Origin of the sequence: Variovorax frigidus, assembly GCF_051216515.1 — a bacterium.
In the GTDB taxonomy this organism is placed as follows: Bacteria; Pseudomonadota; Gammaproteobacteria; order Burkholderiales; family Burkholderiaceae_C; genus Variovorax.
In genome coordinates this window covers 396,678-409,325 of the sequence record NZ_JBPJZF010000002.1, presented here as the reverse complement: position 1 = coordinate 409,325, position 12,648 = coordinate 396,678, and the positions used below count along the sequence as shown (strand labels likewise).

12 protein-coding genes are annotated in these 12,648 nt (G+C 69.8%); 10 read left to right on the top strand and 2 right to left on the bottom strand.

The genetic code is table 11. The annotated features are described in order from the left end of the window. Positions 1–128 precede the first annotated feature (128 nt). The 10 genes from ACSFBC_RS07190 to ACSFBC_RS07145 all read left to right on the top strand — a co-directional run bounded on the left by ACSFBC_RS07190 (position 129) and on the right by ACSFBC_RS07145 (position 10,410). On the top strand, positions 129–863 hold the full coding sequence (locus tag ACSFBC_RS07190) for a maleate cis-trans isomerase family protein (RefSeq protein ID WP_435509622.1): 735 nt from the start codon (positions 129–131) through the stop codon (positions 861–863). A 76-nt stretch (positions 864–939) separates the two neighbouring features. Continuing rightward, a complete protein-coding gene (locus ACSFBC_RS07185; RefSeq protein WP_435509621.1) occupies positions 940–1,662 on the top strand; it encodes a GntR family transcriptional regulator in 723 nt (240 codons plus the stop codon). Between the two features lie 67 nt (positions 1,663–1,729). Then, a complete protein-coding gene (locus tag ACSFBC_RS07180) occupies positions 1,730–3,097 on the top strand; it encodes an amidohydrolase family protein (RefSeq protein WP_435509620.1) in 1,368 nt (455 codons plus the stop codon). A 208-nt stretch (positions 3,098–3,305) separates the two neighbouring features. Then, entirely contained in the window at positions 3,306–4,301 is a 996-nt protein-coding gene (locus ACSFBC_RS07175; protein WP_435509619.1) for an ABC transporter substrate-binding protein, read from the top strand. 357 nt (positions 4,302–4,658) lie between these two features. Next, entirely contained in the window at positions 4,659–5,516 is an 858-nt protein-coding gene (locus ACSFBC_RS07170) for an ABC transporter permease (RefSeq protein ID WP_435509618.1), read from the top strand. A gap of 1 nt (position 5,517) precedes the next feature. Further along, positions 5,518–6,288 (top strand): ABC transporter ATP-binding protein, encoded by a 771-nt coding sequence (locus ACSFBC_RS07165; protein WP_435509617.1) that lies wholly within the window; start codon positions 5,518–5,520, stop codon positions 6,286–6,288. 1 nt (position 6,289) lies between these two features. After that, positions 6,290–7,306 carry an NAD-dependent epimerase/dehydratase family protein gene (locus tag ACSFBC_RS07160; protein ID WP_435509616.1) on the top strand — a complete coding sequence of 339 codons (1,017 nt, stop codon included), beginning with the start codon at positions 6,290–6,292 and terminating at the stop codon, positions 7,304–7,306. After that, positions 7,299–8,090: an SDR family NAD(P)-dependent oxidoreductase gene (locus tag ACSFBC_RS07155; RefSeq protein ID WP_435509615.1), complete on the top strand. Its 792-nt coding sequence runs from the start codon at positions 7,299–7,301 to the stop codon at positions 8,088–8,090. Before ACSFBC_RS07160 ends, ACSFBC_RS07155 begins: the two co-directional genes overlap by 8 nt. A 150-nt stretch (positions 8,091–8,240) precedes the next feature. After that, positions 8,241–9,662 (top strand): dihydropyrimidinase, encoded by a 1,422-nt coding sequence (gene hydA, locus ACSFBC_RS07150; protein WP_435509614.1) that lies wholly within the window; start codon positions 8,241–8,243, stop codon positions 9,660–9,662. A 4-nt stretch (positions 9,663–9,666) separates the two neighbouring features. Then, entirely contained in the window at positions 9,667–10,410 is a 744-nt protein-coding gene (locus ACSFBC_RS07145; protein ID WP_435509613.1) for an aspartate/glutamate racemase family protein, read from the top strand. Positions 10,411–10,431: 21 nt separating this feature from the next. Here ACSFBC_RS07145 and argF read toward each other — a convergent pair whose 3' ends face one another. Continuing rightward, positions 10,432–11,376 carry an ornithine carbamoyltransferase gene (gene argF / locus ACSFBC_RS07140; RefSeq protein WP_435509612.1) on the bottom strand — a complete coding sequence of 315 codons (945 nt, stop codon included), beginning with the start codon at positions 11,374–11,376 and terminating at the stop codon, positions 10,432–10,434. Continuing rightward, positions 11,373–12,578, bottom strand: a complete 1,206-nt coding sequence (locus ACSFBC_RS07135) for an aspartate aminotransferase family protein (RefSeq protein ID WP_435509611.1) — start codon at positions 12,576–12,578, stop codon at positions 11,373–11,375. Before ACSFBC_RS07135 ends, argF begins: the two co-directional genes overlap by 4 nt. Positions 12,579–12,648: the final 70 nt, after the last annotated feature.

Sequence of the window (12,648 nt, the reverse complement as noted above, 5' to 3'; positions counted from 1 at the left end):
GGGACGGCCTCACTGCGTGTGGCCGTCCCATCCCCTCGAGGGGCGCACCCGGCGGCCCGGCAAAGCCGGTTCCGCGGGTGCCCTGGCATGGACCGCGCGTGCGGCGCTCCGCGTGATGGAAGGCTGAAATGAAACGTGTATTGCTGGGCATGTTGACGCCCTCGTCCAACACCGCGCTGGAGCCGCTGACCTCGGCCATGGTGGCGGGCCTGCCCGAGGTGTCGGCGCATTTCGCGCGCTTCCGCGTGACCGAGATCTCGCTGCGCAGCCAGGCGCTGGGGCAGTTCGACATCGAGCCGATCCTCGAGGCCGCGCGGCTGCTGGCCGATGCGCGCGTCGACGTGATCGCCTGGAACGGCACTTCGTCGGGCTGGCTCGGCTTCGAGACCGACGAGGCGCTGTGCGCGCGCATCACCGCCGAGACGGGCATCCCGGCCTGCACCTCGGTGCTGGCCTTCAACGAGGCGATGGCGATGTCGGGCCGCCGGCGCTTCGCGCTCGCCACGCCCTACCTGGCCGACGTGCAGGAATGCATCGTCGCCAACTACCGCGCCAGCGGCTACGACTGCGTGGCCGAGCGCCACCTGGGCCGCCATGTGAACTTCGAGTTCGCCGAGGTCACGGCCGACGAGATCCGCGCCATGGTGCGCGAACTCGCGGCCGCGTCGCCGCAATGCATCTCCACCTTCTGTACCAACCTGCGCGCGGCAAGGCTGGTGCCGGCGCTCGAAGCCGAGCTCGGCATGCCGGTCTACGACACGGTCGGCACCGCGGTGTGGAAGTCGCTGCGCCTGTGCGGCGTCGACACGCGCCGCGTCGAGGGCTGGGGCAGCCTGTTCACCGAACTGCATGGCCTGCACTGAAGCCTGCACGGGACGGGTCGTCTCTGGGTACCATCCGATCGTTCCTCGCTCATCCTTTCGCACGCAAGCTCACACCATGGCCTCTTCCACTCCCCGGCGCGCGGCCAAGCCGGCCGCGAAGACCGCGTCCAAGGCCGACATCTACGAACGCATCTACGAGGCCGTGGTCGAGCACCGGCTGCTGCCCGGTACCAAGCTGTCGGAGGAGCGCGTGGCCGAGCTGTTCGCGGTCAGTCGCACGCAGGTGCGCGGCGTGCTGCAGCGGCTCGCGGTGGAACAGCTGGTCACGCTGATCCCCAATCGCGGCGCCTTCGTCACCACGCCCAGCGTCGACGAGGCGCACGACGTGCTCGAGGTGCGCCGCACGCTCGAGCCCGCGATCGTGCTGCGGCTCATCGACCGCATCGCCCAGGGCAAGGCGCCGACCGCCGTCAAGCAGCTGCGCGCGCTGCTCAAGCGCGAGCAGCAGGCCCACGCCAGCGGCGACCGGCGCGCCGCGGTGCGGCTGTCGGGCGAGTTCCACGTGCAGCTCGCGCAGCTCTCGGGCAGCAGCATCATGGCGCGCATGATGCGCGAGCTCACGCCGCTGACCTGCCTCGCGATCCTGACCTTCGAGGCCCCCACCGTGGCTGCCTGTCCCAACGACGAGCACGCGCTGCTGATCGACGCCATCGAGGCCGGCCAGAAGAAGGCCGCGGTCGCGCTCATGACCGAGCACCTGCACCACATCGAGCGCTCGCTCAACCTGCACGAGCGGGAGGAGCCGGAGATCGATCTGGCGGAGGCGCTGCTGGGGTGAGGCACCTGTCGGATCCTTCGCAAGGATTGGATACACGACACGGCATGCCCATTGCTTCGGCAACGGCATGGAACACGCCGCACCACCCCTCACGCCCCCCATTTTCGACCTGCTGCTGCTCGATGCCATCGCGCTGACGGCGGACCCCGCCCGCCCCGAGATCCGGGGCAGCGCCATCGGCATCCGCGACGGCTGCATCACCTGGCTCGATGCGCAGCCGCCCGCGCACTACCAGGCTGGGCGCACGCTGCGCCTGCCAGGGCACTTCGTCACGCCCGGCTTCGTCAACGTCCACACGCACGGCATCCTCACCATGGTCCGGGGCGTGGCGGCCGACCTGGGTTTCGCGCCTTCGTACACGCCGGGCATTCCCAAGGGCACGCGCGTCGATCCCGCGCAGGCGCGCGCGCTCGCGCGGCTGGGTGCGCTGGAGGCGCTCTTGTTCGGCTCGACCGTGATCGGCGACAACTTCGTGCATGCCGACGTCAGCACCGAGGCCGTGGTCGAACTCGGCGTGCGGCTGTGCCCGAGCTGGCGCATCCACGACGTGGACTTCGCGCGCGTGGCGCACGGCGACTGGCACCACGACCCGGCCATCGGCAGCAGGACACTCGAGGCCGGCCTGGCGTTGCACGCTCGCTGGGCGGGCCACCCGCGCGTGCGGGTCAACCTGGCGGCGCATGCGGTCGACACCTGCTCCGACGGCTTCCTGAAGGAGGTGGCGGCGGCCGCCGCGCTGCACGGGCTCACGGTCAGCACCCATCTGGGCCAGAGCCAGGTCGAGGTCGACCGGGTGCGCGAGCGCAGCGGGCGCACCTCGACGGAGGTGCTGGAAGAGGTGGGCCTGCTCAACGAGCGGCTGATGGGCGGTCATTGCATCTACGTCACGCCGTCCGATGCACGGAAGATGGCCGCGGCCGGCGCGCATGCGGTGCACATCCCGAAGTGCAACGCGACCTCGGGCCGGCTCGCGCCGACGCCGATGCTGCAGCGCGCGGGCGTGAACATGGCGCTGGCCACCGACACGCAGCACGGCGACATGGTGGAACTGATGCGCTGGGCGCTGGTCACGGCGCGGGTGCAGGAAGGCAAGGTCGACGACAGCTGGCAGCCGCACCACGTGTTCCACATGGCCACCATGGGCGGCGCCAAGGCGCTGGGCATGGCCGACACGCTGGGCAGCCTGGCCGTGGGCAAGGCGGCCGACCTGGTGGTGTTCGACGCCAACCGGCCGCACCTGCGTCCGCACGTGAACCCGCTGGGCAACCTGGTCCACACGGGCCAGGGCCGCGACGTGCGCATGGTGGTGGTGGCGGGCGAGGTGCTGGTCGAGGACGGTCGCCCGACGAAGGTCGACATGGAGGCCGTCTGCGCCGAGGCCGAGGCGGCTTCGCGCGCGCTGTGGGGCGGCGAGGGGCGGCGCTACTGGGAGTGACGGCCAGCGTGCATCGCGCACCATCGTCGGGAACTTTGTATCCAATCTGTGCGTTAAATCGCTGGCAACGACGAGAGAAGATGTCTCTCTTTCATGCTCTTCCATTGGAGAAGATCCGTTTAGAGGATTGGATACAAAGCTGGCACGTCATTTGCTGAACAGAGGCAGGCACCGACATCGCGGTGCCATCCACCATCCCGGGGAACCCATGTTCAAGTTCATTGCCCAACTCTTCTTCCTGGCGGCCGCGGTGCTGCCGATGGCCAGCCAGGCCCAGGACGCGATCAAGCTCGGCTATGCCAAGTGCGCGCATTGCACGCCGCTGGCGCTCACGCCCGAGAACGCCACCGGCGTGAAGCTGGAGGCCATCGCCTTCAACACCGGCAACGACGTGCTGACCGCGCTGCTGTCCAAGAGCATCGACGTGGCCCAGGTCACCTACCTGCACTACGCGACCGCGCTCGACAAGGGCTTCGACGTGGTGGCGATCTCGGGCCAGATCAACGGCGGCTCGCAGATCCTGGTGGGCAACGACCTGCCGCTGGCCGAAAACGACTGGGCCGGCCTGAAGAAGCTGATCGCCGACTACAAGGCCCAGGGCAAGCCCTTCCGCGTGGCCGCTTCGCGCGGCAATGCGCAGGACATCCACATGCGCGGCGCCTTCGCCAAGCAGGGCATCGACATCAACAAGGACGTGCAGTTCATCAACATCCCGAACCCGTCGGACCACGTGCAGGCGCTGCGCCGCGGCGAGGTCGAACTGATCTGCTCGGTCGACCCCTTCGCCACCCAGATCCGCGAAGTGAAGGCCGCCAAGCTGTTCGCCTACCCCTACGACCAGGCCGCGGGCAAGCTCACCAACCTGATCGTGACGCGCTCCGACGTGATCGCCTCGCGTCCCAAGGGCGTGGAGGAAACCGTGCGCTCGATCGTGAAAGTCAACGACCTGATGGCCGGCAACAAGACGCTGTTCGTCGACACGATCCAGAAGGTCACGGGGTTGGACAAGGCCGTCGCCACCGGCGCGGTCGCGAACCTGTACCCCGACTACCAGATGCACCGCACCTCGGCCGTGGCCATCGCCAGGATGATGCGCGACCTCAAGTACATCAACACCGACGTGAGCGCTGCGGTGGAGAAGAACATGGACTACCGCTTCCTCGAGGCGGTCACGGGCAAGCCCAAGTCTGCGCTGGGGTATTGACCCACCCCCGAACGGCTCACTGCGTGTAGCCGCTCCCCCTCAAGGGGGCGCACCCAGCGGCCCGGCAAAGCCGGTTCCGCGGGTGCCCGCGAAGGGGAGGGGACCACCCCCGAACGGCTCACTGCGTGTAGCCGCTCCCCCTCAAGGGGGCGCACCCAGCGGCCCGGCAAAGCCGGTTCCGCGGGTGCCCACGAAGGGGAGGGGACCATCCCCGAACGGCTCACTGCGTGTAGCCGCCCCCCTCAAGGGGGCGCACCCGGCGGCCCGGCAAAGCCGGTTCCGCGGGTGCCCGCGAAGGGGCGGGGAAGGGACGCAGCGCGGTGTGCGCTGCGCAATGAAAGAGAAAAGGTTTTGCAGATGACACAGCTATCCACTTCACTACCGGCAGCGCAAGCCCCGGTGGCCGCCGTTCCGCTCTGGAAGCGGTTCTACAGCCGCATCGAGCGCGCGATCGTGCCGATCCTGCTGCTGGCGGGCTGGGAGATCTTTTCGCGCTCGGGGGTGCTGCCGCCGGCGCTGCTGCCCGCGCCCTCGCAGGTGATGGTGGCCTGGGCCGACTGGGTGTTCGCGACCGACGGCAACACGCAGACCTACAGCGGCCACTGGATCCAGGACGTCGCCTCGAGCGCGCTGCGGGTGTTCGCGGGCTTCGCGATCTCGACCGTGCTGGGTGTGGGCATCGGCATGGCGATCGGCTGGTCGCGCACGGTCGAACGGCTGATCGAGCCGGTGCTGCAGATCCTGCGGCCGGTGCCGCCGGTGTCGTGGATTCCGCTGGCCATCATCTGGTTCGGCATCGCCGACAAGCCGGCGATCTTCCTGGTCTTCCTCGGCTCCTTCTTCCCGGTGCTGCTGAGCACCATCCACGGCGTGAAGAGCTGCGACCGCAACCTGCTGCGCGCCGGCGCCATGACCGGCGGCTCGCCGGGCAAGCTGCTGCGCTACATCGTGTTCCCGGCCGCGCTGCCGAGCATCTTCTCGGGCCTGCGCATCGCGATCGGTTCGGCGTGGATGCTGACCGTCACCGCCGAGATGGTCGCGGTGAAGAGCGGCGTCGGCTACGTGCTCTGGGATTCGTACTACTTCCTGCGCTACGACATCGTGATCGCCGCGATGGTCAGCATCGGCCTGCTCGGCTTCCTGAGCGACCTGGCGATCAAGCTGATCGCCGCCCGCGTGCTGCGTTGGCAGCGCGGCACCACCAAGGAGGCATGAGATGAGCCTGATCGAAATCAACGACGCCACGCGGCTGTTCGACGACCCCAAGCGCAAGGGCTCGGTCAAGGCGCTCGACAACGTGAGCCTGCACGTGGCACGCAACGAGTTCCTGTGCCTGCTGGGCCCGAGCGGCTGCGGCAAGTCGACGCTGTTGAACCTGATCGCGGGCTTCGACAAGCCCAGTTCGGGCACGGTGCGCGTGGGCGGGCAGATCGTGAGCGCACCCGGTGCCGACCGCGGCGTGGTGTTCCAGCAGCCCACGCTGATGCCCTGGCTCAGCGTGTGGGAGAACGTCGCCTTCCATCTCACCATGCAGGGGATGGGCAAGGAACTGCGGCGCAAGAAGGCGCAGCACTTCATCGAGATGGTCAACCTCAAGGGCTTCGAGAACCACTTCCCGAGCGAACTCTCGGGCGGCATGAACCAGCGCGTGGGCATCGCGCGCGCGCTGCTCATGAATCCCGAGGTGATCCTGATGGACGAGCCTTTCGGCGCGCTCGACGAGCAGACCAAGATGGAGATGCATGCCGAGCTGGTGCGCATCTGGCGCGACAGCCAGAGCACCATCGTCTTCGTGACGCACGGCATCGACGAATCGCTGGCGCTGGGCACGCACGTGGCCGTGATGTCGGCGCGGCCGGGCCGCATCCGCGAGATGATCACGGTCGACCTGCCGCGCCCGCGCGACCCGACCAGCCCCGAGTTCAACGACGCCAAGCGCCACATCCTGTCGCTGCTGCGCCCCGAGCCCGTGGCCGCGGAGGCCTGAGGTGCCGACCTTCGTCACCGGCGCCTGCGGCTTCGTCGGCCTGGCGCTGACCGAGCATCTGCTGTGGCGCGGCGAGGACGTGGTCGGCTTCGACCGCGCCGCGCCGCCGCCCGCCGCGCTGCGGGCCTTCGAGGGCCTGCCCGGGCGCTTCGCGATGGTCCTGGGCGACGTGCGCGATGCCGACGCGCTGCAGCAGGCCATGGCCGCGCACCGGCCGCAGCGGCTGGTGACGCTGGCCGCGATCACCGCCGATGCACAGCGCGAGCGCGCCACGCCGGGCGCGATCTTCGACGTCAACGTGGGCGGCGTGATCGCGGCGCTCGGCGCGGCCGCGGCCTGCGGTGTGACGCGCGTGCTGCATGCGAGCTCGGGCTCGGTCTACGGCGCGAGCGGCGAGGGTGCCGAGGCGCTGTGCGAGGACACGACGCCGCTGCGGCCCGAAGGGCTCTACGGCATCTCCAAGCAGGCGGCCGAGGGTGCGGCGCTGCGGCTCGCGGCGCTGCACGGACTCGACCTGGTCGTGGGCCGGCTCGGCACCTGCTTCGGCCCCTGGGAGGCCGACACCGGCGTGCGCGACACGCTCAGCGCACCGCTGCAGATCCTGCGCCTGGCCGAGCGCGGCGAGCCGGTGGTGCTGCCGCGTGCGGGCCAGCGCGACTGGCTCTACGTGCGCGACGTGGCGGCCGCGATCAGCGCGCTGCTCGACCGGCCGTGCCTGCCGCGCGCGGTCTACAACGTGGCCGCGGGCTTCAGCGGCGCGATGACCGATTGGTGCGCCGGGGTGGCCGCGCAGCAGCCGCACTTCGCGTGGCGCCTGGCGGGCGAGGGCGAGCCGGCCAACGTCGACTACTACGCGCCCTACGACCGCGCACCCATGGCCATCGCGCACCTGCGCGCCGACACCGGCTTCTCGCCGCGCTTCGATCTCGCGGCCGCGGCCAGGGACTTCTTCGGCTGGCGAGTCAGCCAGGGCCTTTCACCTCGCACCCGGCGCCCGTCGCATCCTGCCCATGTCTGATTCCTCATCCTCCGCCCGCATGGCCGGCCAGGTCTGCATCGTGACCGGCGCCGCCTCGGGCATCGGCCGCGCGATCGCGCGCACGCTGGCCGCGCAGGGCGCGACGGTGGTGGTGGCCGACGTGACCACCGAGGTCATCGAAGGTGGCGCGCCGACCGCGGCCTTGATCGCATCGGAAGGCGGTCATGCGGCTTTCATCGCCACCGACGTGGCGCGCAGCGAGCAGGTCGACGCGCTGGTGGCGCAGACCGTCGCACGCTTCGGCCGGCTCGACGTGCTGGTCAACAACGCCTGCATCCGCCATGCACGGCCGCTGCTCGACCTCGAGGAGGCCGACTGGTTGCGGGTGCTCGACGTGAACCTGGGCGGCGTCTACCGCTGCTGCCGCGCGGCGGTGCGCCAGATGGTGCTGCAGGCGCCGGTCGACGAGGTGCGCGGCCGCATCGTGAACCTGTCGTCGCAGCACGGCATCATCGCGGCACCCGGCGACCTGGCCTACGGCACCAGCAAGGCCGGCACCGCCTACCTCACGCGCCAGATCGCGGCCGACTATGCGGCGCAGCAGATCGTCTGCAACGCGGTCGCGCCCGGAAAGATCCAGACCGGTGCCGGCGGCCGCGCCATCGACCCCGCGGTGATGGAACGCGCCGAGCGCCGCACGCCCTGGCCCCGGCTGGGGCGGCCCGACGACGTGGCGCGTGCGGTGCTCTTCCTGGCCAGCAGCGAAGCCCGCTTCATCACGGGCACCGAGTTGATGGTCGATGGCGGCTGGATGGCCTCATGACCTACCCCCGTTTGGCCGGCCTCACTGCGTGTGGCCGCCCCATCCCCCCTCAAGGGGGCGCACCCGGCGGCCCGGCCAAGCCGGTTCCGCGGGTGCCCTGGCACGGACTGCCCTTCGATCCCCTTTGATTCTTCACCCCGCACACCTCCCATGCCCGACTTCGACCTCGTCATCCGCAACGCGCGCGCCGTGACCGCTTCCGACACCTTCGACTGCGACATCGGCATCCGTGCCGGCCGCATCGTGCAACTGGGCGCCGGCCTCGGGTCCGGGGCGCGCGAGATCGATGCGGCCGGCCGCACCGTGACGCCCGGCGGTGTCGATGCGCACTGCCACCTCGATCAGCCGATGCCGCCACCGCAGCGCATGGCCGACGACTTCGACACCGGCACGCGCTCGGCGGCCTGCGGCGGCACCACCACCGTGATCCCCTTCGCGGCGCAGCACAAGGGACAGTCGCTGCGCGCCGCGGTCGAGGACTACCGCGCGCGCGCCGAAGGCAAGGCGCATGTCGACTACGCCTTCCACCTGATCGTGAGCGACCCCACGCCCGAGGTGCTGAAGGTGGAGCTGCCCGCGCTGATCCGCGAGGGCTTCACCTCCTTCAAGATCTACATGACCTACGACGACATGAAGCTCGACGACGGCCAGATCCTCGACGTGCTCGACGTCGCGCGTCAGGAGGGCGCGATGGCGATGCTGCATGCCGAGAATTCGGACTGCATCGAGTGGCTCACGCGCCGGCTCGAGGCCGCGGGCCGCACCGCGCCGCGCTTCCATGCGCATTCGCGGCCGATGCTGGTCGAGCGCGAAGCCACGCACCGCGCGATCGCGCTGGCCGAACTGGTCGACGTGCCTATCCTTATCGTCCACGTGTCGGGCCGCGAGGCGGTCGAGCAGATCCGCTGGGCCCGCGCGCACGGCTTGAACGTGTTCGCCGAGACCTGCCCGCAGTATCTGTTCCTCACGGCCGAGGACCTCGGCATCGACGACAGCTACAAGGGCGCGAAATGCGTCTGCAGCCCACCGCCGCGCGACAAGGCCAACCAGCAGGTGATCTGGGACGCGCTCAACGACGGGCTGTTCACCGTGTTCTCGTCCGACCACGCGCCCTTCAAGTACGACGCGCCCGAAGGCAAGAAGCCCGACGGCGAGGAGGTGGCCTTCCGCCACATCCCCAACGGCATCCCGGGCCTGGAGACGCGCATGGCGCTGCTGTGGTCCGAAGGCGTGCTGGCCGGCCGCATGACGGCCAACCGCTTCGTCGACCTCACCGCGACCGGCCCGGCCAAGGCCTACGGGCTCCATCCGCGCAAGGGCACGATCGCGATCGGCGCCGATGCCGACCTGGTGGTCTGGGACGAGCGCGAGGTCGTGATCGAGAACGCCAGGCTGCACCACGCGGTCGACTACACGCCCTACGAGGGCATGCGCCTCAAGGCCTGGCCCGGGCTGACGATCAGCCGCGGCGAGGTGGTGTGGGACGGGCAGGATTTCCATCCGCGGCGCGGACGTGGCGAACTGCTGGCCTGCGGCAGGCCTTCGCTGCTGCCGGCGCGGCGCGCGGGGTAACGCGATGCGCCTGCTCGTCATCAACCCCAACATCTCCGAGAGCGTCACCGCGCTGATCGAGGCCGAGGCGCGCCGCAGCATGGCGAGCGGCACGCAGCTCACGATGAAGACCGCGCCCTTCGGCGTGGCCTACATCGAGACCCGATTCGAGGCGTTGATCGGCGCCTACGCAGTCGCGCAGGTGGCGGCGGAGCATGCCGAGGGCCACGACGCGGTGATCGTCGCAGCCTTCGGCGACCCGGGCCTGGGGGGCCTGCGCGAGGTGCTGCCCATGCCCGTGCTCGGCCTCACCGAATCGGCCCTGGCCAGCGCCTGCCTGCTGGGCCATCGCTTCTCGATCGTCGCGATCTCGCAGCGCATCAGCGCCTGGTACCGCGAGGTGGTCGAGGCCAACGGCCTGATCGGCCGGCTCGCGAGCATCCGCGCGCTCGACCAGCCGCTGCCCGGCATCGGCAGCGTGCAGACCGACCATGCGCAGGCGCTGCGCGCGTTGTGCCTGAGGGCGGTGGAGGAGGACGGCGCCGAGGTCATCGTGCTGGCCGGTGCGCCGCTCGCGGGCCTGGCGCGCACGCTGCGCGGCGAGATGCCGGTCCCGGTGGTGGACGGCGTGTCGAGCGCGGTGCGCCATGCCGAGTCGCTGGTGGCGCTGGCGCCCGGCAAGGCGACCCGTGGCAGCTTCGCGCCGCCGCCGGTCAAGCCCAACGCCGGACTGCCGCCGGCGATCGAGCGTCTGCTGCAGCGCCGCTGAACGGGCGCCGCGGCGATCCGATCAGGCAGTCAATCGGCCCAGCAGCAGGAACTCCATCAGCGCCTTCTGCATGTGCAGCCGGTTCTCGGCCTCGTCCCAGACCACCGACTGCGGGCCGTCGATCACTTCCGCCTCGACTTCCTCGCCGCGGTGCGCGGGCAGGCAGTGCATGAACAGCGCATCGGGCTGGGCCACGCGCATCATCTCGGCGTCGACGCACCAGTCGGCGAAGGCGGTGCGGCGCGCGTCGTTCTCGGCCTCGTAGCCCATGCTGGTCCAGACGTCGGTGGTCACCAGGTCGGCGCCGCGGCAGGCTTCCATCGGGTCCTTGAAGACCTTGTAGCTTTCGGCCGAGCGGATGCCCGCGATCGACTGGTCGACCTCGTAGCCGCTGGGCGTGCTCAGGTGCACCTTGAAGCCCAGGATCTCGCTGGCCTGCAGCCAGCTGTTGGCCATGTTGTTGCCGTCGCCCACCCAGGCCACGGTCTTGCCCTGGATCGAGCCGCGGTGCTCGATGAAGGTGAAGATGTCGGCCAGGATCTGGCAGGGATGGAACTCGTTGGTCAGGCCGTTGATGACCGGCACGCGCGAGTGGGCGGCGAAGGCATCGATCTTGTCCTGGCCGAAGGTGCGGATCATCACGATGTCGACCATGCGGCTGATGACCCTGGCGCTGTCCTCGATCGGCTCGGCGCGGCCCAGCTGGCTGTCGCCGGTGGTGAGGTTCACCACGCTGCCGCCCAGCTGGTACATGCCGGCCTCGAAGCTCACGCGCGTGCGCGTCGAGGCCTTCTCGAAGATCATCGCCAGCGTGCGGTCGACCAGCGGCTGGTGCCGCTCGTAGGCCTTGAACTTCTTCTTGATCAGCGCGGCGCGCTCGAACAGGTAGCCGTACTCGTCGGCCGAGAGGTCGGAGAACTGCAGGTAGTGCCGGATCGCCGGCGCGGCGACGGTCGAGATGCTCATGGCTTGGGCTCCGCAAGGAAGGCCTTCACCAGCGGCGCCAGGATGGCGACGATCTCGTCGGCCTCGGCGATGCTCAGGATCAGCGGCGGCACCAGGCGGATCACGCTGTCGGCCGTGACCGAGAGCAGCAGGCCCGCGTCGCAGGCGCGGTTCAGGATCACGCCGCAGGGACGGTCGAGCTCGATGCCCAGCATCAGGCCCTGGCCGCGCACTTCCTTTACGCCGGCCAGGCCCTCGAACTCGCGCTCCAGCGCGGCCTTGAGGTGGTTGCCGACGGTGGCCGCGTTCTCGAGCAGCTTGTGCTCTTCCATGATGCGGATGGTCTCGACACCGGCGCGCATCGCCAGCGGGTTGCCGCCGAAGGTGGTGCCGTGGTTGCCCGGGCCGAAGATGTGGGCCGCCTTGGGGCCGGCCACGACCGCGCCGATCGGGACGCCCGAGCCCAGGCCCTTGGCCAGCGGCATGACGTCGGGCTTGATGCCGGCCCACTGGTGCGCGAACCACTTGCCGGTGCGGCCCATGCCGCACTGCACCTCGTCGACCATCATGAGCCAGTCGCGCTCGTCGCACAGCGCGCGCACCTGCTTCAGGTACTCGACCCGCATCGGGTGGATGCCGCCTTCGCCCTGGATGGTCTCGAAGAACACGGCGACCACGTTGGGGTTGCCTTCGGTGGCCTTCTTCAGCGCCTCGATGTCGTTGAGCGGCACGCGGATGAAGCCCTCGACCAGCGGGCCGAAGCCCTTCTGGACCTTGGGATTGCCGGTGGCCGACAGCGTGGCGATCGAGCGGCCGTGGAAGGCCGCTTCGTAGACCACGATCTCGGGGCGTTCGATGCCCTTGTCGTGGCCGAACTTGCGCGCCAGCTTGAGCGCCGCTTCGTTGGCCTCCAGGCCGGTGGAACAGAAGAAGGCGTTGGTCAGGCCCGACAGCTCGGTCAGCTTGGCCGCGAGCTGCTCCTGGCCGGGCACGTGGTAGTAGTTGGAGCTGTGGATCAGCTTGGCGATCTGGTCCTGCAGCGCGGGCACCAGCTCGGGGTGGTTGTGGCCCAGCGTGTTCACGGCGATGCCGCCCAGCCCGTCGAGGTAGACGCGGCCGTTCGTGTCCCAGACTCGGCAGCCCTGGCCGTGCGACAACGCGATCGGCAGGCGGCCGTAGGTGTTCATGACGTGGGGCGAGGTGGGTTCGGCAAGGGCGCTCATGCGGTTCTCCGGGAAAGGGAAGGGGATTCTAGGCCGCGGTGTTGACGGGGTTGTTGCTGATTCCGCATCG